This is a genomic window from Nostoc sp. ChiQUE02, from assembly GCF_034531305.2.
Lineage (GTDB): Bacteria > Cyanobacteriota > Cyanobacteriia > Cyanobacteriales > Nostocaceae > Nostoc.
In genome coordinates, this window is sequence record NZ_JAVRBN020000022.1 from 16,500 (window position 1) to 40,115 (window position 23,616).

The following is a 23,616-nucleotide window of genomic DNA, read 5'->3' on the forward strand; positions in this document are numbered from 1 at the left end:
AAGAAGCGATCGCCTTTTTTGAGAGAATGCGATCGCTGTAAACTGAAGGTGTAACTTAAACTTGCGGCTATCCCTATGAAGTCTTTACAAGACTACACTACTGTTATCCGTCCCGATAACAATGGTACATTTGTCGCCTATGTACCAGCGATTTCGGGTTGTCATGCTTGGGGACAAACGCCAGATGAAGCCCGTGCTGAACTTGTCTATGTTTTTGAAATGATTCAGGAAGAATACGAAGAACAAGGACGTTTTTTACCCGAAGACGTTGAACTGGTAATTGCAAATGCCAGCTAAAGCCAGTGAATTAGAACGAGTGGCGCCCAAACTCGGTTTTGAAAAAGTGCGACACAAAGGCAGTCATGCTCGTTGGCAACATCCAGATGGACGAGCAACCACAATTCCTATGCATTTTATGAAAATCTAAAGTAGTTGGGTATTTATTACAGAGAAAGATTTTAACCAACTGCAATAAATACTGTGTACTAGTATTGCAAAGCCGCATTTTCCCAATTTATTATGAAGCGATCGCTTCATAAACAATAATAACTATCCACATGAATCAACAATTAAAATTGCCATCTCAGAAATTTTATTCTTGCACTTCTAAATCCTTCGACAGTTCATCTACATTCATTAATAACATGAAATTGCCAGTTCATCGCTGGTTTAGATTTAGTGCAGGTTTCTCTGCACAATGGGTCGAAACTATAATTACCCAAGCTAAAGAACAAGGAGAAATTACTGTCTTAGATCCATTCTCTGGTTCTGGTACAACCTTACTTGCATCTGAAAAGCTTGGAGTTGAATGTTTGGGAATTGAGGCTCATCCCTTTGTTGTGCGTATAGCAAGAGCTAAACTTTTATATCAAACTGATGCTGAAGCTTATCTTGAACATATAGAAAAAGTTATAAAACGTGCCGAAAACGTTCAACCCTGTGTAGATACATACCCAAAACTGATTCATGAATGCTTTAGTATATCTTCACTTGAGTCTCTAGATAGATTGCGCCAATCTTGGGAAAAACTTGCTGATGATTCATCTGAATCTCAGTTAGTTTGGTTAACACTTGTATCAATTCTTCGTCATGTTTCTCATGCTGGAACTGCACCTTGGCAGTACATTTTACCAAATAAAAAGAAACAATATTCTTTAGATGTAATGTCTGCTTTTGGGCTAATGGCAGAGAGTATAGCTACAGATATGAGAATTGCAGGAAAAATGGCGGCTTCTGTTGCTACACTTATTCAATCTGATGCTCGGACTTGCCAGGGTGTACCTGATAATTTTGCCAACTTAGTAATCACATCACCACCGTATGCTAACAACTATGACTATGCAGATGCTACACGTCTAGAAATGTGTTTTATGAAAGAAATTTCCGGTTGGGGTGATTTACAAAGTGCAGTGAGGCAATACTTAATTCGTTCATGTTCGCAGCATGTAACCAATAAGAATGTAAACCTCGATGAAGTTCTAGCATCTCATGAACTATATCCAATCAAAGCTAGTATTATTGAAACCTGTCACAAATTGTCCCAAGAACGACATTTACATGGAGGTAAAAAGAATTATCATTTGATGATTGCCTGCTATTTTCTGGATATGGCTAGAGTTTGGATAGCGCTTCGCAGAGTATGCAAAAGTCCTGCAACAGTTTGCTTTATGATTGGCGATTCTGCTCCTTATGGTGTTTATATTCCGGTGATTGAATGGATGGGTTTATTAGCACAAGCAGCAGGATTTGAATCTTTTAATTTTGAGAAAATTCGTGACCGAAATGTGAAGTGGAAAAATCGCAAGCATAGAGTTCCTCTTTGCGAAGGTTGTTTGTGGGTTTACGGATAGGGTAATCACAACACAAATTATTTTTGCACAAATGTAATGGCAGAGTCGTTTTCACATAAATGGGGTCAGATTTTAGGGCATTTCATCCAAGAATTTATTCGTGAGACACTTCAACAAGTGGCTGATGAGCATGGTTTTTACTTAGACTCTCAGAGAAAGCGCAAGGCACGAATCACTAAAAAGGTATCATGGCAGGATCGCTACGGTAACTATCATGACCTTGATTATGTATTGGAACGAGGAGGTACAGAAGATACTCTTGGTCTTCCAGTAGCATTTATTGAGACTGCCTGGCGGCGTTATACCAAGCATTCTAGAAACAAGGTTCAAGAAATTGAAGGGGCGCTTATTCCTCTGGCAGACACCTATAGTCACCTTAACCCATTTTTAGGAGCTATTCTAGCTGGTGTGTTTACTCAAGGAGCGCTTGACCAATTAGAATCTAAGGGCTTTAAAATTCTTTATCTTAAGTATGAAAACATTGTTAAATCATTTACATCTGTTGGTATAAATGCATCTTTCAACGAAAGTACGCTAGAAGCAGACTTTAAAAATAAGATTGAGCAATGGAAAAAATTATCAGCGCAGGATATTACTAACATCAAGAATCAAATGCTAAGTCTTGAAAAATTCCAGATAGATAAATTTATCAATACCTTAGAGCAGTCATTTGCTAGACTAGTCCAACAGGTAAATGTCATTGTCCTACATGGGCTATCTCAACAAACTGCCACTGTTGAAAATGCTATTGAATATATTCATAATTATCCAGATAATCAACCCACATTTGCCCCAGCATTGAAATACGAAATTGATATTCGCTATAATAATGGTGACTTAATTCACGCCATATTTAACAATAAAATTGAAGCACTCAAATTTCTAAGAACATTTATTTAAAGTGCTAATTAAATAATTCGTAATCCGTAATTCGTAATTAAGTGATGATGAACGTTGCACCCGCCATTGTAGTACTAGGTCAAAATAGCGTGACAGTAGCACGCAAAATAATCAGCGTTCTACCAGGGGCGACGCTATACGGTCTAGTGGGTCGCACATCTGGGGTTGATGTCAGTTTCACGAATTTTGGCGAGACGCTGCGCGAGTTATTTGTCCAGGGAACACCGCTGATTGGCATTTGTGCCGCCGGCATTTTAATTAGGACGCTAGCTCCGGTACTCTCGGATAAACGACAGGAACCACCAGTGCTAGCGGTGGCTGAAGATGGTAGCGCTGTTGTCCCCCTCTTAGGCGGACTTGGTGGGGTAAACGATTTGGCACGCTGCATTGCCGAAGCCCTTGATGTCAAACCTGCAATTACGACCACAGGCGATTTACGTTTGGGCACAACACTGTTGTCTCCTCCCCCTGGATACCATTTAGCGAACCCAGACGATGCTAAGAAATTTATCTCAGATTTGCTAGCCGGGGCGCAAGTCAAGCTAGAAGGAACAGCACCTTGGTTGAGCGATAGTAAACTACCCATAGACCCAAAGGGAGATTTGACCATCCAAGTTACGGAACGTTTGGTGACTCCTACAGCCAACTGTCTTGTCTACCACCCAGCAACCATTGCGATCGCAATTAGTGGCACTATTGATGATGCAGTCGCTTTCGTACAACAGCTACTAGCTGATGCCAAACTAGAAAGCGCATCAGTCGCCGGGATATTTGCACCCATCAGCGTCGCTGCCGATCCAACAATCCATGCCGTAGCTAGCGCCTTGGAAGTGCCTGCCCGTTTTTTCACCCCAAATCAGTTAGAAAGTCTACTTTCGCAAGGTTATAGCCCCGCCCAAGCGGCAGCGATCGCAGCTACAGGCACATCCCCTTTATCTCCATCTCCCTACATTGCGATCGCCATTGCCCCCCAACCAATTGACCCCAACACCATCGGTCAGCCACGCGGACGGTTAGCGATTATTGGCACTGGCCCTGGTGGTCAAGAGTGGATGTCAAAAGAAGTGAAGGAGATACTCAAGTCGGCAACTGACCTAGTGGGTTACAAAACCTATTTAGATTTAGTTGGTTCTCTGGCTGATGGCAAGCAACGGCATGAGTCTGACAACCGCGAAGAAGAAGCACGGGCAATGATGGCCCTTGATTTGGCAGCATCTGGGCGATATGTAGCTGTAGTTTCATCTGGCGACCCCGGTATCTATGCAATGGCAACAGCGGTTTTTGAGGTATGCGATCGCTATGCTAAACCTGAATGGGAAAGTATTGACATTCATGTAGCACCAGGCATCTCCGCTATGCAGGCAGCAGCAGCAGCCATTGGTGCGCCTCTTGGACATGATTTCTGTGCTATTTCCCTCTCTGACATTTTGAAGCCTTGGTCTGCGATCGAACAACGAATTGCCGCTGCTGCTGAGGCTGATTTCGTCATTGCTTTCTACAATCCTGTTTCCAAAGAGCGTACCTGGCAACTGGCAGAAGCGAGAAATATTTTGCTGCGACATAGAACACCGGATACCCCAGTAGTGTTGGCACGGAATCTCGGTAGACCAGGACAGACAGTGAAAGCGATCGCACTTGACCAGTTAACACCAGCAACTGCTGATATGCGGACAATTATTCTCGTCGGTTCCACAAAAACCCGAACCATCAAGCGCAGCGATGGTACTATCTGGGTTTATACGCCGCGTCGCTATACCGAACAGCAGGCATAATCGGCGCTGTAAAGAAATAACTCAGAAATGTGGATGAAACACAAGGCAAAACTTCTCTGTTGCTGGGGAGGTAGGATAGACACTTTTTTAAATCCACTTTTTTAAGCTCTAAGCGATCGCATAAAAAAACCCCAGGATTGGGAATTCATTCCTGGGGCGGTTATACCTGACCACCTTTACCTTTTTAATGTAAAAATCTTGTAAATACTGAAGTTTTAAAAGACATATATATCTGTATTTTGTCCCGAAATAATTCTATAAGTTAGTAAAATCGTGTTATTTTAAACTGCTGTTATCTAGAATCACAAGAAAAAATATGATGATATCATTCTCTATAAAAATTGCTGAACATTTCGCGAAAAAGATATAATTCCAGTATTTATGTCTATTAAAATAATTTAAAAAGCTTGCTTTTTTTGAACTAATAATCAACAATAAAAACATCATGATTCATACATGATTGTAGCCGAGAAAAGTGACAGAAGCCCTTATACAAGTCCGTGAAAGCGGACTTTTTTACATTTATAGGTGATTGAGAGTTTAAAATCGACCTATTAATTGAAGAACAATTCATAAGCTATAATTCAGAACCAATTAGATTCAAAACCGCTACAAATTATATCGTCTTCGGGTAAAGACTTATCATTTAGACCGCAGTTATTGCTGGAAGCAGGGAGCAGGCTTCGTCGTGAGCGTCAGCCGAACGGGAGCAGGAGGACAGAGGCTTTTCCGATTTTTACACAGATGCAGTAATCATAAGTGATTAACCGGACTTGATATTATATTTGTCAGAGCTAGACATTATTTATACAAAAGTGAATCGCTTCATACTAGATGGAGCTAATTTCTGTGGCTATAAGCTTAAGTCTTACTATATTACAGGTAGATCAGCAAAATTGAATTTCCAAGTAATAATTTAAAAGTTTTCAGTTTTCTAATAATTTACTAATAGTAAAAATTATTAAAGCTAGAGATAATAAACATAACTGTAACAATTCTGTCTAAAGATTTAACATTAGATAACTTATGGTGGAAAGTTACTGAAAAATTGACTTCTTGCAAACTCTCATGCTGTTTCATTTTGCGAGAGAACGTTGAAAGCGATCGCCGGAAAATTTCTGGTAAATTCAATTAGTAGCCCTTCCAAGGTGGGTAGAAATTTTAGTCAATAAATTCCTCTTTAACCTCTTATCTCTGTACAGATACAGTTAAATAAATTACTTTTAAACCACAGAGGCACAGAGAAAAGCCTGAGCAGCAGCTACCCTAAGGTGAACGCTGTGAAAAACAAGAAATTTTACGAGTCACCTAGAAAGGGCTAATTCAGGTAGTTATATATTGACAAAAAGGGCCTATTACTATAAGAACGCTAATTTTCACGGGTTGAAGCTGATATTGAGACAAAGGGACACAGGTAATTAACTAAAGTAAGCTCTTTAGGCATTGTGTCGTTTTTAAACTGACAAAATGTTTTAAATAATTAAGAAGTGTAAAGTTATGTTACACTTGGTTACGAGCCAGAAGTCAATCGCAACCGACATCTGACAACAGACTAATTTACCAAACATTCCCACAGAACTCACAAAATGACTCTATCGATTCGTCCCGATCTAACTTCTGCCGATCAGGTACTGTCATCTTTAGCGACTGGGCAACAGCAAACTGTAACAGAAGCCCAAATGATGCAGGCTGTGCGTACTTTGCTGATTGGATTAGGAGAAGATCCAGACCGCGAAGGACTAAAAGATACTCCGAAAAGGGTGATGAAAGCCTTACAGTTTCTCACAAAAGGATATCATGAATCTTTGGATGAACTGCTAAACGGAGCAGTATTTACAGAAAATGCCAATGAAATGGTATTGGTTCGGGACATCGATATTTTCAGTTCCTGTGAACATCATATTCTGCCGATTATTGGTCGTGCTCATGTTGCTTACATTCCCAATGGCAAAGTAATAGGATTATCTAAGATTGCCCGTGTTTGCGAAATGTATGCACGACGTTTACAAGTTCAAGAACGTCTAACCGTACAAATTGCTGACGCCTTACAAGGATTACTTAAACCTCAAGGGGTTGCAGTGGTAATAGAAGCAACCCATATGTGTATGGTGATGCGTGGTGTGCAGAAACCAGGTTCTTGGACTGTTACTAGTGCAATGCGCGGTGTTTTTGCAGAAGATGTGCGGACTCGTGAGGAATTTATGAATTTGATCCGGCACAATTCTAATTTTCATTAAGACTGCCTTGAAAATAAGGCAGAAGGCAGAAGGCAGGAGGCAGGAGGGAAAGACATTTTCATTGTTCCTTGTGAGCGCAGCTCATGAAGTCTCTTGCAAAAGTGCTTTTTGCACTCTTGTGAGAAAAGGGTAAAGGTTAAAGGGGAAGGCTTAAATACAAAACCTTTACCCTTTCCCTTTCCCCTTTTCCCGACTTCTGCAAGAAGTCTATTAAATAACCTCGGCGGACGTAAATGTAGAGACTTGACTCTCCATAATTTTTAAACTTGAGATTCAAACTGACCTTTGTTCCTCAAAACTGTTTGGGTTTTGAGGGGCAATCTTTAGTGTTTTCAAACTATATATTGATAACCCATCAGCCTGTTATAGTTTGAGTGATTCGTACCAACCTACTTCTAAATATCAAGAAAAAGCATCAACAGATAGAGAAAACTTGGGTTAAGTAATGATAGCTTTAGAGCATATAAAACAGATAAAATATTATTATGAATAATTTAGTATTAATTGCCCTTCACTTATTAGTGTGTATAGTCCTGTCGCCAGTTAGTAAAGCTGATATTGTTCAAGGTTCAACTAATCACGCCATCAAAATGTCTTCATTTAACCTCAGTTCCCAAAAATGGAAAAACCGCGTGCTACTAGTCTTTGCACCGTCTGTTGATAACCATACCTATCAACAGCAAATGCAACTATTGCAAGAGCATAACAGCGGTTTTGCAGATCGGGATTTAGTTCTCGTTCAGGTTTTGGCAACAGATGAAAGCTATGCCAATATAGAGCCAATAGATGAGTCTTCTGCTGCCGAGTTGCGCGAACGGTTTGGGGTTGACAAAGAAAATTTTCGCGTGATTTTGGTGGGCAAAGATGGTGGAATTAAGCGCAGTGATCCTACACCAGTGCAGGCAACAGCAATTTTTGAGGAAATTGACGCTATGCCTATGCGTCAGCAAGAAATGCAAGAGCATTGAATCTCAGATCGCGCAGCATCTAGATTACCTAGAGGCGGAACTTGTGAAAAGCACGTGGTTTGCTATGGGATTGACCAACAAACAAGGGAGAAGGCACGAGATGATATGACTCGCGACATTCCTGATAAACGTTGACTTGCACTGTAAGATTTAATCGGATAATCTGAGCAATCGAGATGTTTTCTAAAAAAACTAATGAACAAATTCCTACTGAGTTTGCTTTCGTCTCCTGTGCTGATTAGCTCTATTCTCTCTATGGGAGTAATGCTTAATCAAGCGCAAGCTATGGAGCCACAACCAGAAGCCAAAACCACAGATCGTCTATCTTGTATACGTAATAAACATAAAGCGGGTTTAGTATGTGCAAGGGCTTCCGTGTTGGCTCAAATTCCTAATTATCAACGTGAAATAGAGTTTTCTCAAGAAGATGCTCCCATGCTGGAATTCAATGACGAAGAAAGCAATGTGGCAATCAACTTATTTGGCTGCGATTGTCCTGCTTGTATAAATTCTTTACGTCAGATGCGCGGCGCGACACCCTTGGTATATTAGGATTTTACAAATTTATCTTTGTTTATAAGCAACATCCCAAACTTTGGTGAGGGCATAACAATGTTGTGCCCTCACTGTATCTTGTATTCAAAATAATTAGGCTGATTTTTCGACTCGTAAACCAAAGTATGTCAAAACAAGCTCAGTTGAGCCACTATTGACAACTTCATGTACTTCTCCCGGTTCTATCGCTACGCAGTTCCCTGGAAGCAGGGGGTATTCTGTACCATCAATGTGAATTACTCCCAAACCAGCTTCCACAAAGAATACTTCGCACATATCTTGATGCGCGTGTGCTGGTGCGGTTTGTCCAGGAGCAAAACGCGCTTGAGAAAAGTTAGTCAGGTGAGGTAAATCGCCGAAGCGTAGCATCACCTTTTTCTTGATTTCGGCATTGTGAGAAACAGACTCTTCTGGCAAGTCTTTGAGGGAAGTGGTAATCATCTAAACCTCCAGGAGACTCCCGCCACACTGGAACAGTTGGCGGTGAGAAGAATGGAGGAACGGCAATGAGCTTCACCCCCAAATAACTTTGAACGTAGTTCAGACAATGCGCGGGGTGAGCGAGTTGTCGTTAATAATTTAAGTGGATGAGTTACAATACTATTATGACTCAATCCATATCTGTTAAATGCAAGCTTATAGTTCCATCTAACTTTGTCGGCGAAATCGACCGCACGATGGAGGGGTTTGCTGATGCTTGTAATCAGATTTTGGAAGTAGCAAAACGTGAGAATTGCTGGAATACTACTAAGCTTCACCATTTGGTTTATAAGTCTGTGCGTGAAGCGACTGGATTGAAAGCTAACCATGTTTGTCAGGCTATCAGAAGAGTTATTGGTAACGCTAAGGCTGTTAAGCAAATCCACAAATTTAGACCCACCTCTATCAGTTTGGATGTTCGCACCTTTGTTTATAAGGAAGAAGTTCAATCGGTAGGGGTGACTTTGATGTGTGGACGAGTTGAATTTAAATTGTCCATTGGTGGTTATCAAATTGCACTGCTGCGCGGGCAAAACCCCACTAGCGCAACATTGAATAGAACCAAACAGGGGCAATATTTTATCAACTTTGTCGTTAATATCCCGACTCAGCCCACTGGTAAAACCCCAAAAGTGATTGGGGTTGACTTGGGCAGGCGCGATATCGCCACCACATCCACGGGAAAATCGTGGAGTGGTAAACAGATTCAAAATACTCGTGACCGATACAGTAAGGTCAGGGCTAACGTTCAATCTAAACGCACTCGGTCGTCTAGACGACTTTTGAGAAGGCTTTCTGGGAGAGAGCGGAAGTTTCAAGAATGGTTGAATCACAATATCAGCAAGCAGATTGTTCAAGATGCAAAACGATTGAACGCGGCATTGTCTTTTGAGGATTTGACTAACATTCGAGAGTCTTTGAATCAAAAGCGACGAAGCAAAGTAGAGCGTCGTAGAACTAATAATTGGGCGTTTTATCAGCTGCGTTTGTTCGTTGGATACAAAGCCAATATTGTTGGTATTCCAGTGGTATTTGTTCCACCTGCCTATACGAGTCAAACTTGTTCGCGCTGCCATCACATCCACCCAATCAAAGGGAAGTCGTATCGCAACGGAAAAGTTTTTAAGTGTGGGCATTGCGGATTTGAACATGATGCTGATATCAACGCGGCCAATATTATTGCTGCTCTTGGGGTGACTTTTGTAAACTCGCCCGAAGTTCCGGGGATTGCTTGTCAACTAGAAGGGCAATTGCCTCTCTTTGCGACAGGCGAAATCTGGGATAAAGCTCCCGCTACAATTGGTACTCCGATTTAGCGGCGAGTTGTTTACTCGGGTCTTAAATCGTTAGATAATTCCACAATACCCCTAGACCCATCAATCCGTACCCGTTGACCATCTTGCAGTATCCATGTAGCACCTCGAACATCCATCACAGCGGGAATCCCATATTCACGAGCAACGATCGCACCGTGAGAAAGCCGTCCACCAGCTTCGGCAATTAATCCTCCAGCCCTTAATAACAAAGGTGCCCAGCCGGAATCTGTGTAAGGTACTACCAGAATCGTATCTCGGTCAATCTCTGGCACATCTTGTAAATTTCGCAACACCTTCACTCTGCCTTCAGCTTGCCCGTGACTGGCTCCAATACCTTGTAAAATTTGGTCAGAGTAGAGTTCAGAGGGAGCTAAGGGGTGAGGGGGCGTATTGCCGTAGACTAAAAGAGGTACTTGAATGAACTCGCTATCTTGGACGAATTGCGATCGCCTCGATTCTACTAACTTATCTAACTGCTCAATTAAGCTGGAATCTTCACCCACAACTAGACGCTGCACTTCATCAAAGTTGAGAAAAAAGATATCTCCGGTTTTTTTGAGTAAGCCGGACTTTAACCAAAGCTTCTCTAAAGCGACAAAACTCCAACGCAATTCAGCCAAAAGCCGTGAATAGACTTCGGTGACTCGTCCTTTGATATCCACACGCCGTTGCACAAAAGAGCGTTTGCGCTTACCAGCAAAGATACTATTAATCGCGTCTTTAGCACCTGATTGTGGTTCGTTCCCCTGCATTAACTGCACAAACATCTGCTTGATCATCTGGGGATTCTCCCGCCAAGTGGGAACGGAGATATCAGTTCCTACTTCACTTAAATAGCCGTAATCCTGAAGCAATTCGTTAAATTCTTGCAGGATTTTCTCTCCCTCTGAGGTTTGCTTTAATTGCTCAAATACCTGCTGTGGCTCGAACTCCAGCAATACTTGCTTGGCATCTGTAGCTATGGCACTGAGCGATCGCAATGCTGCTACCTCTGGGGTGACGCTATGATCGATTTGCCCATCTTTCACCCGAAAAATTCCCTGTCTCAGGGCAGCACTCAAGGGAGCTAATATGCTGTAATACGTCCCATGACGCAACAACTCCAGAATAAAATCAATTCTTGCCAACAACTTAGCTGGTTCTAAGTTATCTATATCTTCTTGTGCCAACTGCGACAACCCAGGAATGAAGCGTTTGTGATAATCCTGCTTGAAGTCCTTTTCTAAACTTAATTCCCGCTTCAGCAACCTCCCTAGCCCTGGCAAATTTTCCCAGGTTGACTGCAAAGACGGTTTACTTAATTTAGCTCCTCTGGTTAAAAATTCCAGACTTTCCGGCGGCAGTCCCATACGGAGAAAAATATCTCCTAAGAGGGATGCATTAAAGTAGGCTCTAGAGTAATGCAGAGTTGCTGTCTCGGTGAAATCTAACCCTAAGGCGCGATCGCCTAAAACTAAAGTAAAAAGCTCTCCCCAAACTCCACAAGTTAATGGACGATTAATCGACCATGTTAAGGGGTGAATGACTCCAGGAATCACTTCAGCGGCGATTTTACGTGTCCAGATGGGTAACAGAGTAGTGATCGGTCGAGATTGCAACACCCAAAGCGTTTGACCATCATAACTCCACTCAATATCTTGAGGAGTGCCATGATAGCGTTTTTCGAGTCGGTAGGCTAAGTATGCAACTTGCTTGATTAATGCTTGAGGGACTCGTCCTTCACCCTCTAATTGTATAGAGTAAGAATTTTCTATTTCAACGACAAAAGCGCGATATTGTTCTGGTGTGACTTTTCCCGAAACGACTTGCGTTGGGCTACCTGGAAGGGCTTCTATGATGATTGCATCACCTTGCTGGGTAATGGGATCGCGGCTGAAAGCGACGCCAGAATATACACTCTGGATTTGTTGTTGAATTAATACTGCCATTGCTGTGTCATTTAAGCCGCGATCGCGCCGATATTGCACAGCAGATGGATGATTGTAGGAAGCTTGAACTTGAGCGATCGCTTCTTGTAATGCTTGGGAGCTGGTAACATTTAAAACTGTTTCATACTGCCCAGCGGCGGAAGCGTGTTCTGAGTCTTCTCCAATGGCAGAAGAACGCACCACTAAGGGGGATAATTCTGATGGCTGGAGAAATTCTGTCAACGCTTGGGGATCGTCGATTGGGGCAAGTACCCACCCCTTCGGAACTGAATAGCCCCAGCGCTTAATTTGAGATAATGTCGCCGCCTTTTCTCCAACTATGGCAGCATCCAACTCTTCATCTAGAGAAACCATTGCTCGCTCGCCGCGTAAAAATTCCAACATCGCTTGCGATTCTGTTTGCGCTTTTTGGGCTGGCAGGTTCATATCATCAGGAATTCTGGTGTAAATCCAGCCCATTAAAGCAGCTAAGGCAACAGCAGCAAGCATTCTGGGGATATCGCTAATATGCAGAAGTATCACAAACAGAGGAAAAAGCAGCAAAACCCCAAATTTGACTACCTTTCTCGATTGCAGAATTGTAAAGCTAATGCCTGCAAAGAAAGATACAAATATTGCTACTAGTGGATCGTGTACGACAAATCCCCAAACGACATTTGTCGTACCCGCCCCTCTGCCTATCCAGTATCTACCGATTACTAGAGCAATGAGCGCAATCAATTCCCAAGACGAGCCATCTGGGAAGAAAACGCGAGTAAGTAAGACTGCTGCAACTCCTTTAAAAGCTTCTGACAAGACTGCCAGAATTCCGACAAACCTACCGCCATGATAAAAGGCAGCTGATACACTAATGTTTCCTGTGCCAACTTGTGATAACTGCTTACGCGTCAGCGCGTAAGTAATCCATGCAATCAGGGGTAATCCGCCCAAGAGGGGGCAGACAATTAAAATAGCTAAGACACCCCAAGGTTCAAACATTCTGGATTTTGGATTTTAGATTTAAATTTTCCATCTAAAACCTCAAATCTAAAATCTAAAGTTTTTCTGAAATTTTTGATGGTTATTAGGGCGTTTTTATTTACTAGTTGCTAGAAGGACACTTGGCTATGACGGAAACCGTTTTTGCCAGTGTCCTTCTAGGCTACTAATGGTTTTAGTTTAGCGCATAGGCAGCTTGCAGCGCCCAGATAATGAGAGCAGCGATCGATCCCAAAAGCAACACGGTAGAGATAGTGACTACTTTTGGGGAATCTGCCCCCTCAAATTTCATAATTCCTCGATTTAAGTCGGACACAGCTTTGTAATCCTCTATTGTTGGAGCATGGAACATTTGTCCGTTTTGATTGTAGTCCTTCTTTTTGCGGATAATGTTAAATTCCTAATACTATTTTGTTTAACTTTCACAATTTTTAAAACCCCACAATTACTTACTTCTTTAGAGGTATTAGTCTGATTTATACAAAATGGGGAGTGGGGATGAGGGAGCTGAGAGAAATTTTCTCTCCTCTGCCCCCTGCCCCCTGCCCCTCTGCCTCTTGTACCCAATGTTCAATGTGTCAGTTACTATCGTTGAACAGTAACTCAGTATAAAAGGGTGCGGGTAGGTGAAAGTGGCACTGATCGTAATTTCGGCGGTGGTTGTGGGATTGTTTGTGGTAGTCGAGATTGGACTACGATCGCTCTTTGGTTTTGGTAATGCCCTGATTTATATTGGCGATGAGCAGATTGGTTATTTATTAGCTCCTAACCAGCGTACCCGTCGTTTTGGGAATCGCATTGAAATTAATGAATATTCTATGAGAGGTAATCCGATAAAAAAGATACCTCTACCTTCTGAGCTACGAATTCTCCTCTTAGGTGATTCTATTGCTAATGGTGGCTGGTGGACAGATCAGACTAATACAATATCTAGTTTGATGATGCGTTCTCTAGGGTCATCTTCTAACAGTAATTATCAGGAAGTAGAAGTGCTGAATGCTTCAGCTAACTCTTGGGGCCCAAGGAACGAATTAGCCTATTTACAGAAGTTTGGCAATTTCAACGCGCAAGCAGTGGTGTTATTAATTAATACCGATGATTTGTTTGCCACTCCTCCCACTTCTTTACCGGTAGGACGCGATCGCAACTATCCAGATCGTAAACCTCCCCTAGCATTAGTGGAAGTGTGGCAGCGTTATATCGTTAAGCAAAAGCCAATTCCTGAACTACAAGCCGTGCAAAATGAACCAGGCGATCGCGTCGGGATTAATCTGGAGGCGATCGCTAAAATTCAAGCCCTGACTCGTCAAACCAACAGCCAATTTCTGCTAGTTATGACTCCCTTGCTGCGAGAAATTGGTGAACCAGGCCCCCGCGATTATGAAATTAAAGCACGTCAGCGCTTGAGCGATTTTACCAAAGCGCAGCAAATAAACTATATAGATTTTTTGCCGAGCTTCAATTCATCTACCAACCCGCAAGGTTTATTTCACGACCACATTCACCTCAACTTGCAAGGCAATAAATTTGTCAGTGAAGTTATGGAGCGATCGCTTTTGGAAATATTGAAACAGTCCTTAATTCGTAACTAATATTCGTGGACGACTACCGATCTAATATATGTTCAGCTAGCAAAATCCCCCCAACCCTACTTTGCAAGGAGGATTGGGGGAATCAAGTGTTATTAAAAGAGATGTAAATGCAGCTACGTGCCAATGATTACTCACCAACGATCGTCGTTGTGCGTTCAATCAAAGGGGGTGCGCTCGAACCATCGCCTTGTGCCTGTGGCGTTTTCGCTGTACCATGCAGTCGTGGATCGGGCTGGGGTAGTTCAGGTTTTGGCCCCAGTGGTTGAGGATTTTCCACATACTGAAATTCCCCTTTGCCATCCATTGAGGGGCCTTTTGCCCAACGGCCTTCGGCACTTTCAGTTCCTTCTGAGTGATTCCAGAACTGATAGGCAAACTCGTTCTTCCCATATTCGTATGCAACACTGGGAACAACTGTATCCTCAAACCCTTCACTCTTGAGATCTTCAAGCGCCGCTAGCCACTGGTTTTGATGCGAATACAGGATGTATTCTGTGCGACGGGTGGATGAATCGTGGTTTAAAATCCTCCATTTTAAGCTTATTCCAAGTTCTCATTTTCTCATAGTCTACTGATGCGATCGCTCACAAAACTGCAAACTCAAAGACTACTGGCGAACACTTCAGTGCATCAACTTGCGCTACGCATAACTGGTTATCAATTTCTTCAAAATTGACACCTACATTAACGAATTCTTTTGCTGTCAAAAGCAATTTCATGCGTAGAGCATGTTTATCCTGTCCGTAATAATTTGGCAACATAGGATAAAATTCAAAGTTCAGTTGCCGATAGAGAGAAATAGCACCTTGATTATCGCTGCAAGCCTCGCTTTTATAGTGGTTTTTTGCTAATTTTTTAAATGCATCCCCCTTCTGGGGTTTACTTATCTTAAAACAGCTAGTCTACCGATTATGAAAAGCACAAACTTCATTTTGCGAGAGGGAACAATTGAAGATGCCCATGACTGCGGTTCAATCTGTTACCAAGCCTTTAAGATACTCAATGATCAACATCATATTCCTGTAGATTGGGCTTCAGTCGAAGCTACAATTGACTGGTTTTCGTCTCTATTTAAGCGTCAAAATATTTACTCGGTTGTCGCTGAATTAGATGGACATATTGTGGGCAGCAATTTCCTCTGGAGTAATGGAGTAATTGCTGGAATTGGGCCACTCTCAGTTAGTCCCAGGACACAAGGGCGTTCAATCGGTAAGCATCTTATGCAATACCTCTTAGATTACGCACGGCAGCAGGAATTTGCAGGTGTTAGGTTAGTACAGGCTGCCTATAATAGTAGTTCATTATCCTTATATACCAAGCTTGGATTTCATGTACGAGAACCGCTTGCAGTCCTAAAAGGTACGACACTTAAACTTGAAGTTCTAGGGTATGTGGTTCGTACAGCAACCTCAGCAGATATCGATATCTGCAACAAACTTTGTTTTCAAGTTCATGGCCATGTTCGTCATCTCGAATTACTTGATGCAATTGAGCAACAAACGCTTACAGTAGTTGAATATAACGGTCAGATTACAGGATACACAACTTTTCTTGGTTTTAATGGACACAGCGTTGCCCACAGTAATCAAGACCTCAAGGCACTACTGAGCGCCGCAACAGCAATTTCCCAATCAGGATTTCTCTTGCCAACGCGCAATACTGAGTTATTCCGTTGGTGCTTAGAGAAAGGATTGCACGTAGTTCGACCAATGACATTGATGAGTATGGGACTATACAACGAGCCAGCAGGTGCATTTTTGCCTTCAATATTCTATTAAATTGCCTATTATGGCATTTTTGGAGTATTTCACGTCGGAAGTCAATCGGCTATAGGATAAGTCTTTACTCTGACACGATATGGCTTGAGATAAATTAATCAGTTAGGCTATTTGGCGTTCCTTTGCTTAAGATTTAGATATTGCGATCGCCATCGCTTGGGTAGCCATTGTGAAATTTAATCCCAAATTATTAGCAGCTTCTTCTCAAGAACGTCTCCGCATTTATCGCACTTTACTTAAAGTTATTGCTTACAAGGCTGTTCCAGAACGCCCAGGTCGTAGTGAAATGAATCAATTTAATCCCTGTTATGCTTCTGGATAATTTCACTTAGTTACTACTTGCTCACTCTGGAGAGTGACAGAAGAGGGCTAAACAGAAACAGCTACAGGCGGTACGGGAGTTGGTATAGACGGTACGGTAGGTAACCCAGGCTTGGGCAAAGGGGGTGCAATTTTCATCATGCAGTCCACCACTAACACCAACGGCAACAACCAGTGAATGCCAAGCGTTCTGCCGACTGTGAATTCTGTAGAAAATTCTCCTAGCTTCAGCGCTAACAGTGCTGCTAACGATGCTGGAACGCCTACCGATAACAATGATATTTACGGCACAATTAATATCGCCTCTGTTAACAATCTTCCAACTGCCGTCGATGATGCCGTCAGCACCAATAAAAATACTCTCCTGAACGGGAATGTTCTGGCAGTTAATACTACCACACCTGACAGCGACCCCGACAACAACACCCTAACGGTTACTGAAGTCAATGGGCAAGCTGGCAATGTTGTGATAAGCATCAGCTTAGGTAATGGACTCTTCTTAGTTATACTGAGTTTTTTTCAGAAATCAAATATTAATCCTATATTCTTGCTCAGTAATCATATCGAGAGTGCTTTCTAGGCGATCTACAAATACGATACCGTCGAGATGATCGTACTCGTGTTGAAAAATCCGAGCGATAAAATCGGTTAATTCTTGCTTTTGTAAGTTGCCTTGACAGTCTGTGTATTCCACTTCAATAGCTTTATACCGAGGCACTAACCCCCGAATTCCTGGAACACTTAAACAACCTTCCCAATCTTTAACAACTTCAGTTGAATGAGCAATGATTTTGGGATTAATCATAGCAGTAGGTTCCATTTCCGGGGCGTTGGGATACCTGGCATTAGGGCGGGAAGCCACAATAAATAAACGATAGGATTGTGCTACTTGAGGCGCAGCAATTCCCACACCGTTAGCCTTAGCAACAGTGGCGATTAAGTCTTCAATTAATTTTTGGATATGCTCATCTTGAATATTCTCAACCCAAGCAGCTTTTTGACGCAATGTTGGATTGCCTAATTGAATTATTGGCGCTAACTCAGTCATGATGAAACTCCTTTGGGGAATGGGGCATTGGGCATTGGGTATTGGACTAATGACTAATAACTAACATCATCCTTCACGTCTCACGGGCAAAGGAGCAGGTTGGACTCCTACTTGGACAGTTTGCCCATTGCGTTCTACTTCTATTGGTAAATTAGTACCGATTTTGCTCTTTTCTACTAGCTTTTGTACTTCTTCAATTTTAGTAACAGGCTGGTTATTAATGCTTTTAATCACATCACCAACTCGTAGTCCAGCCACAGATGCTGGCGATCGCGGCACAATCTCAACCAGCAAAACGCCCTCATCTGCTGTAAGATTTAAGCGATCGCCAGCTACATTTTTGATTCTTTCTTTATTTTCTGGTGTCAATGTCACCATTTGAACACCCAAATAAGGATGATCCACCTTGCCTGTAGCAATTAATTCTTGGGCAATTCTTTGCACAGTATTAATGGGAATAGCAAATCCCAATCCTTGAGCACCTCGGATAATAGCTGTGTTCATTGCAATTACCTGGCCACGAGCATTTAGCAATGGGCCACCGGAATTACCAGGGTTAATCGCTGCATCCGTTTGAATGTAATCAACCCGTTTGTCGCTAGCACCGATGTCGCTACTAGAACGACCTGTAGCACTAATAATTCCAGAAGTGACAGTATTATTCAAGCCTAACGGATTACCAATGGCGATTACTGCTTCTCCTGGTTGCAAGGCATCGGAGTTACCCACAGATAAAGTTGGCAGATTATTCGCATCAATTTTGATCGCAGCCACATCTGTTACTGGGTCTTCACCCAAAACTTTACCATCAAAAGTCCGGCCATCTTTGAGTGTGACAGTCACTCTATCAGCACCATCTACCACATGGGAATTGGTCAAAATTTGACCTGAGGAATTAATGATAAATCCAGAGCCACTACCCCGCTCTACCCGTTGTCTAGGCTGTGGCGCTGCATCTCCAAAAAACCGCCGGAAAAATGGATCGTTAAATTCGTCTGGTACGCGAGAAGTGATTGTTTTGGAAGAATCAATGCGAACTACCGCAGGCCCCACACTTTGCACTACTTTTACCACAAAATTAGGATCTCCAGACGACGAGATAATTGGTGGGGGGACAATTACCGGATTGGATTCTATTGGCTTTTGGGCTTGAGTCTCGCTTTGTCGAGTCTCAAAGGTCTTAGCAGGTAGAAGAGAGCAGCTCCCCAGGAACACCACTGCTACCCCATATAAGAGCATCCACAACCTGTGTGGTAAACCCCTGGTATCAATCTTCTTGGGCGCTAAATCATGGTTTGTTGTCTTCATGTGTCGTTGCTTCTCCGTGTCAGTCAGTGGGTGTTAGGATCTTGCCTACTGGGTATGTCTCAAAATGATTACAACTTAAAAGCTTATTCTAGGTCTAGCCTGTCTGGATGCTAAATTGGTGCTTTCTCTTCTATTGTGACGATTAGCAGCAAAGGTGGTGGATAATGGAAATTCCCATAGAAAGTCTGTGGAGTCAGGTACTAGAGCGGCTACAGCTTGAACTATCCCGACCGACCTTTGAAACTTGGATTAAAACTGCTAGTGCGGAGCGATTAGAAAATAATTGCTTAGTGATTCGCACCCCTAACCCATTTGCTCGTAATTGGTTACAGAAGTATTACATCAATACCATTGCTCATGTAGTCCAGGATATTCTCGGTCATCCTGTGGGGATTTACATTACTGTTGCTCAAGGTGATGAAGTTTCTCATTTTAGTGAACGAGAGGTTTCTTGGGAATCACCAAATCCTAGCAATATTTCTGAGGCCGTTCCTAATCCCAATCAAAAAACTACTGAATTAAACTCTAAATATGTCTTTTCACGATTTGTAGTTGGTGCCAACAATCGGATGGCTCATGCTGCTTCTTTGGCAGTTGCAGAATCTCCAGGTAGGGAGTTTAATCCTTTATTTTTATGCGGTGGCGTAGGTTTAGGTAAAACTCATCTTATGCAGGCTATTGGTCATTATCGCTGGGAAATTTCTCCTGATTGTAAAATATTTTATGTTTCTACTGAGCAGTTTACTAATGATTTAATTACAGCGATTCGTAAAGATAGTATGCAAAGTTTTCGAGAACATTACCGAGCTGCTGATGTTTTATTAGTTGATGATATTCAGTTTCTTGAAGGGAAGGAATACACCCAAGAAGAATTCTTTTATACTTTTAATACTTTACATGAAGCTGGCAAACAAGTTGTGATTGCTTCCGACCGTCCTCCTAACCAGATTCCTAGTTTGCAAGAACGGCTTTGTTCTCGGTTTTCTATGGGGTTAATCGCAGATATTCAAAAGCCGGATTTAGAAACGAGAATGGCAATTTTACAGAAAAAAGCCGAGGATGAGAATATTCGTCTTCCCCGCGACGTGATTGAGTATATTGCTTCTAACTATACTTCTAATATTCGAGAATTAGAAGGAGCTTTAATTCGGGCGGTGGCTTATATTTCCATTTGGGGATTACCAATGACGGTAGAAAATATCACACCAGTTTTAGAACCGCCTAATGAAAAAATGGCAGCTACCCCAGAAGCAATTTTAAAAGTTGTGGCGGATAATTTTGATGTTTCAATAGACGACCTCAAAAGTAACTCGCGACGAAGAGAGATTAGCTGGGCGCGTCAATTAGGAATGTATTTAATGCGCCAACACACGTCTCTGAGTTTGCCGAGGATTGGGGAGGAGTTTGGTGGTAAAGACCATACAACGGTGATCTACAGTTGTGATAAAATTACCCAACTCCAGGAGAGCGATCGCACTTTAGCACAAACTCTCCGCCAACTGAGCGATCGCATCAATATGACTAGCCGTTCTCAAAAATCATCCTGAAGATGTATTTTAAGTTTTCCACAACCTGCATTGCGATTATGAGCCTTAACAGCTGAATAAATAGTCGAGAATATTAAGTAACGTATAAAAATTGATTAAATTTAACTTAGATTGTGGAAAAAATCTTACTTTTTGTGGAAAAAACTGTGGAAAACTTGATATTTTGCTGATAAAACTTAATTAAGTATAATTACCTTGTGGAAAAGTACAATAGTTTTTCCACAAGTTTTCCACAAGGTAAACTTGCCTAATTTATGATTTAAACAGAAATTGTGGCAGGTTTTCCGCAATTTACTGGCATCGCTATAGCAGTCCTAAATCATTCGTGAAAGCCACAGAACCCCGACTTCTATGAGAAGTCGGGGATATCAATTCAAATGAGGGGAGCTGCAACCACAACCCTAAAACCCAAGCGGTCGTTGTGAACGACACGCACCCACTTACCGCGAAACGCTGAACGGCAGATCCACGGATTGCTGTTCCACGAACCACCACGTAGCAGCCGTTCTTCATTATCACTCATCCAAGGGGTAGCATCTGTTGGCGCTCCGTTATAATAATTTTCGTGCCAAGTATCCTGACACCATTCCCATATATCACCATGCATATCAAATAAACCAAAGGAGTTTGGTGGAAAATTTCCGACATCTGTTGTTTGCTCACGAAATTCACCCATTGACCCAGAATTATAGGTGTATTTTCCGTTATAATTCACTAAATCAGTCGTAATCGTCTCACCAAAATAAAATGGGGTAGTCGTTCCCGCACGACAGGCATATTCCCACTCTGCTTCACTAGGCAAGCGATAGGTTTTCCTAGTCTTGTTAGATAATCTGGCACAAAACTCAATTGCATCATCCCAAGACACCTGTTCAACAGGTCGATTGGCGCCTTTAAAGCTCGAAGGGTCGGGATTTAAATCAATACTTACCTTTTTCAGAGTAGCTACAATAGCCCATTGGTTTTGTGTAACTGGAAATTTACCCATGAAAAAAGGTTGAACGCTGACAGTATGCTGTGGACTTTCAGAATAGTTTCGTTCTAGCTCATTCTCTGGGGAACCCATCAAGAATTTTCCACCAGGAATTGCAACCATTTCCAGAACTACACCATTACCCAAATTTTCTGAGAAAAACTCGGCTCGTTTGCGACTGCAATTAATTGGTTCTCCCTTAGCATTTACCGTTACCACCTCAAACTCAAACTGATTAGTTAGATTTTGTTCTGGGGGTACAGGCCTTTGTTCTACAGCTACAGTCGGTTTTTGCTGACCAATAATCCGTTCTTCTATTGAAACTACATCTTCATCCCTTAGCCCTAAATATTGCTGATAATCTCTTAGGTCATTAAGTGTAGTTTCACTTAGTTTTGCTTCAGCAGCAATTGCCTCAACCAGCGTTGCTTCATATTCTTCTAATTTGTGCTGATACTCTCGATAAGGTTGTTGAACTTCGGCTTCGATCGCATCGGCAACCTCTGGGGTAAGATTTAATTGGAGGCGTAGCGAATTTAGCAGACGACGGGCGGGTATAGAAAAATTGCCGAGATTGATGCGACTTTCCACTTCCTTGCGATACTTCAGCTTTGGGTCATCTTTGGGCGACTTTGCCAACAGAATCTTATGACCTTCTTCAACTGGGTAGAACTTGGGAGTCATTGCTGGCGCAGCTTCTTGCACCTTGGTACTGGCATACTCATGCAGTTCATCAATGGAAATCCAGCCATCAGTATCTTTATCGGCTGCGCCTGTTTCAATACCTTCAACCAAATAGCGGGTGTAGATAGAGAGTTCTGAGCCTTCTTGCTCAAAAGAATATTGAGTAGAAGTGGAAGAAGTTAGGATTGCCGTACCTTTACCGCCTAGTTGATCTTGCACATTGATGATACTAACACCTTTGACGTTCATGCCTTGAGCGACCGCTCCACTAAAGCAACAGTCTAAAATTAAAACTTGCCTCTGAGAGCGGCTATCGTTGATATTGTTGTGCAGAAAACTAGCTGCAACTGCTGAAGACTTTGCCAGCTTGCCGTTTAGTTTTTTAGTAGCACGAGTTGACAGGTATAGTTGCCCTCTATCATCTTTAATTCCATGCCCAGAAAAGTAAAATAACAACAGGTCATCCTTGTGGCGATTGTTGAAAAGGTTTTCAATAGCCTCTTCTATTTCTTGCTTTTGGGGATTTTTCAGCACCGTGATATCCGCCACTGCAAAGTCACCCATTTCCGGGTTCACCAACACTCGCTGCATCGCCTCAACATCTTTGACAGCAGCTGATAGTGGTTTTAAATCTTCATCCTGATGATCATACTCACTAACCCCTATCAGCAGTGCAAACTTAGCCATTGTTACTATCTTGTGTATTTGTCTTGTTCAAAAAATCCTCTGCTAGCTGCCTAGCAAATTCCAAATCCTCACGACTACTGGCTTCTAAGTTAAGTTCTCTGCCGTCAGGTGCTTTGATTCCCACCTTAATTGATTTGTTGCCCAATACTCTGCCCAGAAACCCAAACAAAGGTTTGATGAGGGCTGGATTGACTACAGCTTTTAATGTCCCTAACTCAAAACCCCCGAAAGCCTTTGAACCTTGGGGGGCTTCTGTAACTGCCACTAAATCTGCATCTTCTACTCCATCAACTTCTTTAATCTGTGGGAGCAAATTCTCTGCTTCAGCTTGCAACTCTTCTTCGTCTAAACCCAGTTCAGCCAGGGAAATAGTTACCTGAACATAAGATGTGGTTGCCATTATGAAGCGTCTCAGTGGTGTTAACAATATCTCTGATAAATTGTAATATTTTTTGAGCTATAGATATTACATCGGGCGAATTTAATTTCGCGACTACACAGACAAAACCCGCGTAGGCGGATTAAAAACCTTGATTTTCGCCTCGTTCGCCTCGAAGCTCGCCATCGGGATGCTCAAATTTGGATTGTCTGCATCGGCTCTCGCCATGTTGGTTGCAAAATAATCAAGAAATTTTAGAACCAGTGCCGAGCAGCAAAGATTGTTCCTGAATTCACATAGCATAGAACTAGATCA

Annotated in this window: 22 protein-coding genes and 1 pseudogene; 14 read left to right on the top strand and 9 right to left on the bottom strand. The window is 42.3% G+C overall.

Annotated elements, in window-relative coordinates:
- Positions 1–75: 75 nt before the first annotated feature.
- The 8 genes from RM347_RS21605 to RM347_RS21640 all read left to right on the top strand — a co-directional run bounded on the left by RM347_RS21605 (position 76) and on the right by RM347_RS21640 (position 8,279).
- Positions 76–297: a type II toxin-antitoxin system HicB family antitoxin gene (locus RM347_RS21605; RefSeq protein ID WP_322715758.1), complete on the top strand. Its 222-nt coding sequence runs from the start codon at positions 76–78 to the stop codon at positions 295–297.
- Positions 287–427: a type II toxin-antitoxin system HicA family toxin gene (locus tag RM347_RS21610; RefSeq protein ID WP_322715759.1), complete on the top strand. Its 141-nt coding sequence runs from the start codon at positions 287–289 to the stop codon at positions 425–427. Before RM347_RS21605 ends, RM347_RS21610 begins: the two co-directional genes overlap by 11 nt.
- A 217-nt stretch (positions 428–644) precedes the next feature.
- Entirely contained in the window at positions 645–1,850 is a 1,206-nt protein-coding gene (locus RM347_RS21615; RefSeq protein WP_322715760.1) for a DNA methyltransferase, read from the top strand.
- A 36-nt stretch (positions 1,851–1,886) separates the two neighbouring features.
- Entirely contained in the window at positions 1,887–2,750 is an 864-nt protein-coding gene (locus RM347_RS21620) for a hypothetical protein (protein WP_322715761.1), read from the top strand.
- A gap of 44 nt (positions 2,751–2,794) precedes the next feature.
- A complete protein-coding gene (gene cobJ / locus RM347_RS21625) occupies positions 2,795–4,522 on the top strand; it encodes a precorrin-3B C(17)-methyltransferase (RefSeq protein ID WP_322715762.1) in 1,728 nt (575 codons plus the stop codon).
- Positions 4,523–6,108: 1,586 nt separating this feature from the next.
- A complete protein-coding gene (folE, locus tag RM347_RS21630; RefSeq protein WP_322715763.1) occupies positions 6,109–6,759 on the top strand; it encodes a GTP cyclohydrolase I FolE in 651 nt (216 codons plus the stop codon).
- A 485-nt stretch (positions 6,760–7,244) separates the two neighbouring features.
- The gene (locus RM347_RS21635; RefSeq protein WP_322715764.1) at positions 7,245–7,727 is read left to right on the top strand and encodes a DUF4174 domain-containing protein; all 483 of its coding nucleotides are present in this window, start codon (positions 7,245–7,247) and stop codon (positions 7,725–7,727) included.
- A 195-nt stretch (positions 7,728–7,922) separates the two neighbouring features.
- Positions 7,923–8,279: a hypothetical protein gene (locus tag RM347_RS21640; RefSeq protein WP_322715765.1), complete on the top strand. Its 357-nt coding sequence runs from the start codon at positions 7,923–7,925 to the stop codon at positions 8,277–8,279.
- A 96-nt stretch (positions 8,280–8,375) separates the two neighbouring features.
- Here RM347_RS21640 and RM347_RS21645 read toward each other — a convergent pair whose 3' ends face one another.
- On the bottom strand, positions 8,376–8,723 hold the full coding sequence (locus RM347_RS21645; RefSeq protein WP_322715766.1) for a cupin domain-containing protein: 348 nt from the start codon (positions 8,721–8,723) through the stop codon (positions 8,376–8,378).
- A gap of 164 nt (positions 8,724–8,887) precedes the next feature.
- On the opposite strand from RM347_RS21645, the gene RM347_RS21650 reads away from it, so the two are divergent.
- A complete protein-coding gene (locus RM347_RS21650; RefSeq protein ID WP_322715767.1) occupies positions 8,888–10,078 on the top strand; it encodes an RNA-guided endonuclease InsQ/TnpB family protein in 1,191 nt (396 codons plus the stop codon).
- Between the two features lie 11 nt (positions 10,079–10,089).
- On the opposite strand, the gene RM347_RS21655 is transcribed toward RM347_RS21650, so the two are convergent.
- The gene (locus RM347_RS21655; RefSeq protein WP_322715768.1) at positions 10,090–12,984 is read right to left on the bottom strand and encodes a glycerol-3-phosphate acyltransferase; all 2,895 of its coding nucleotides are present in this window, start codon (positions 12,982–12,984) and stop codon (positions 10,090–10,092) included.
- A gap of 175 nt (positions 12,985–13,159) precedes the next feature.
- Positions 13,160–13,336: a hypothetical protein gene (locus RM347_RS21660; protein ID WP_322715853.1), complete on the bottom strand. Its 177-nt coding sequence runs from the start codon at positions 13,334–13,336 to the stop codon at positions 13,160–13,162.
- 274 nt (positions 13,337–13,610) lie between these two features.
- Between RM347_RS21660 and RM347_RS21665 the strand changes: the two genes are divergently transcribed.
- Entirely contained in the window at positions 13,611–14,576 is a 966-nt protein-coding gene (locus tag RM347_RS21665; protein WP_322715769.1) for an SGNH/GDSL hydrolase family protein, read from the top strand.
- Positions 14,577–14,703: 127 nt separating this feature from the next.
- Here the strand turns inward: RM347_RS21665 and RM347_RS21670 are convergent.
- Positions 14,704–15,051: pseudogene (locus RM347_RS21670) on the bottom strand (manganese catalase family protein); the annotation flags it as partial.
- 109 nt (positions 15,052–15,160) lie between these two features.
- Positions 15,161–15,337, bottom strand: coding sequence for a hypothetical protein (locus RM347_RS21675; RefSeq protein ID WP_322715770.1), 177 nt, complete (start codon positions 15,335–15,337; stop codon positions 15,161–15,163).
- Positions 15,338–15,487: 150 nt separating this feature from the next.
- Here RM347_RS21675 and RM347_RS21680 point away from each other — a divergent pair, with 150 nt between their 5' ends.
- The 3 genes from RM347_RS21680 to RM347_RS21690 all read left to right on the top strand — a co-directional run bounded on the left by RM347_RS21680 (position 15,488) and on the right by RM347_RS21690 (position 17,255).
- Entirely contained in the window at positions 15,488–16,354 is an 867-nt protein-coding gene (locus RM347_RS21680; protein ID WP_322715771.1) for a GNAT family N-acetyltransferase, read from the top strand.
- 169 nt (positions 16,355–16,523) lie between these two features.
- A complete protein-coding gene (locus tag RM347_RS21685; RefSeq protein WP_322715772.1) occupies positions 16,524–16,676 on the top strand; it encodes a hypothetical protein in 153 nt (50 codons plus the stop codon).
- A gap of 177 nt (positions 16,677–16,853) precedes the next feature.
- Entirely contained in the window at positions 16,854–17,255 is a 402-nt protein-coding gene (locus tag RM347_RS21690) for an Ig-like domain-containing protein (protein WP_322715773.1), read from the top strand.
- Here the strand turns inward: RM347_RS21690 and def are convergent.
- Both def and RM347_RS21700 read right to left on the bottom strand, forming a co-directional pair.
- Positions 17,202–17,723, bottom strand: a complete 522-nt coding sequence (gene def, locus RM347_RS21695) for a peptide deformylase (RefSeq protein ID WP_322715774.1) — start codon at positions 17,721–17,723, stop codon at positions 17,202–17,204. The genes RM347_RS21690 and def overlap by 54 nt on opposite strands.
- 66 nt (positions 17,724–17,789) lie before the next feature.
- Positions 17,790–19,031 carry an HhoA/HhoB/HtrA family serine endopeptidase gene (locus tag RM347_RS21700; RefSeq protein WP_322715775.1) on the bottom strand — a complete coding sequence of 414 codons (1,242 nt, stop codon included), beginning with the start codon at positions 19,029–19,031 and terminating at the stop codon, positions 17,790–17,792.
- Between the two features lie 164 nt (positions 19,032–19,195).
- Here RM347_RS21700 and dnaA point away from each other — a divergent pair, with 164 nt between their 5' ends.
- Positions 19,196–20,578, top strand: a complete 1,383-nt coding sequence (dnaA, locus tag RM347_RS21705; protein WP_322715776.1) for a chromosomal replication initiator protein DnaA — start codon at positions 19,196–19,198, stop codon at positions 20,576–20,578.
- A gap of 373 nt (positions 20,579–20,951) precedes the next feature.
- On the opposite strand, the gene RM347_RS21710 is transcribed toward dnaA, so the two are convergent.
- Complete coding sequence (locus RM347_RS21710) at positions 20,952–22,922, bottom strand: caspase, EACC1-associated type (RefSeq protein ID WP_322715777.1); 1,971 nt, start codon at positions 22,920–22,922, stop codon at positions 20,952–20,954.
- Positions 22,915–23,322, bottom strand: a complete 408-nt coding sequence (locus tag RM347_RS21715; protein WP_322715778.1) for a sugar ABC transporter permease — start codon at positions 23,320–23,322, stop codon at positions 22,915–22,917. Before RM347_RS21715 ends, RM347_RS21710 begins: the two co-directional genes overlap by 8 nt.
- Between the last annotated feature and the right edge of the window lie 294 nt (positions 23,323–23,616).

Excerpts from the sequence above, each read along its gene's own strand:
- RM347_RS21615 (WP_322715760.1), top strand. The coding sequence starts at position 645 with ATGAAATTGCCAGTTCATCGCTGGTTTAGATTTAGTGCAGGTTTCTCT.
- RM347_RS21715 (WP_322715778.1), bottom strand. The coding sequence starts at position 23,322 with ATGGCAACCACATCTTATGTTCAGGTAACTATTTCCCTGGCTGAACTG.
- RM347_RS21660 (WP_322715853.1), bottom strand. The coding sequence starts at position 13,336 with ATGTTCCATGCTCCAACAATAGAGGATTACAAAGCTGTGTCCGACTTA.
- RM347_RS21605 (WP_322715758.1), top strand. The coding sequence starts at position 76 with ATGAAGTCTTTACAAGACTACACTACTGTTATCCGTCCCGATAACAAT.
- cobJ (WP_322715762.1), top strand. The coding sequence starts at position 2,795 with ATGATGAACGTTGCACCCGCCATTGTAGTACTAGGTCAAAATAGCGTG.
- RM347_RS21710 (WP_322715777.1), bottom strand. The coding sequence starts at position 22,922 with ATGGCTAAGTTTGCACTGCTGATAGGGGTTAGTGAGTATGATCATCAG.
- folE (WP_322715763.1), top strand. The coding sequence starts at position 6,109 with ATGACTCTATCGATTCGTCCCGATCTAACTTCTGCCGATCAGGTACTG.
- RM347_RS21690 (WP_322715773.1), top strand. The coding sequence starts at position 16,854 with ATGCCAAGCGTTCTGCCGACTGTGAATTCTGTAGAAAATTCTCCTAGC.
- dnaA (WP_322715776.1), top strand. The coding sequence starts at position 19,196 with ATGGAAATTCCCATAGAAAGTCTGTGGAGTCAGGTACTAGAGCGGCTA.
- RM347_RS21635 (WP_322715764.1), top strand. The coding sequence starts at position 7,245 with ATGAATAATTTAGTATTAATTGCCCTTCACTTATTAGTGTGTATAGTC.
- RM347_RS21610 (WP_322715759.1), top strand. The coding sequence starts at position 287 with ATGCCAGCTAAAGCCAGTGAATTAGAACGAGTGGCGCCCAAACTCGGT.
- def (WP_322715774.1), bottom strand. The coding sequence starts at position 17,723 with ATGACTGAGTTAGCGCCAATAATTCAATTAGGCAATCCAACATTGCGT.
- RM347_RS21675 (WP_322715770.1), bottom strand. The coding sequence starts at position 15,337 with ATGTTGCCAAATTATTACGGACAGGATAAACATGCTCTACGCATGAAA.
- RM347_RS21655 (WP_322715768.1), bottom strand. The coding sequence starts at position 12,984 with ATGTTTGAACCTTGGGGTGTCTTAGCTATTTTAATTGTCTGCCCCCTC.
- RM347_RS21640 (WP_322715765.1), top strand. The coding sequence starts at position 7,923 with ATGAACAAATTCCTACTGAGTTTGCTTTCGTCTCCTGTGCTGATTAGC.
- RM347_RS21650 (WP_322715767.1), top strand. The coding sequence starts at position 8,888 with ATGACTCAATCCATATCTGTTAAATGCAAGCTTATAGTTCCATCTAAC.
- RM347_RS21645 (WP_322715766.1), bottom strand. The coding sequence starts at position 8,723 with ATGATTACCACTTCCCTCAAAGACTTGCCAGAAGAGTCTGTTTCTCAC.
- RM347_RS21680 (WP_322715771.1), top strand. The coding sequence starts at position 15,488 with ATGAAAAGCACAAACTTCATTTTGCGAGAGGGAACAATTGAAGATGCC.
- RM347_RS21700 (WP_322715775.1), bottom strand. The coding sequence starts at position 19,031 with ATGAAGACAACAAACCATGATTTAGCGCCCAAGAAGATTGATACCAGG.
- RM347_RS21620 (WP_322715761.1), top strand. The coding sequence starts at position 1,887 with ATGGCAGAGTCGTTTTCACATAAATGGGGTCAGATTTTAGGGCATTTC.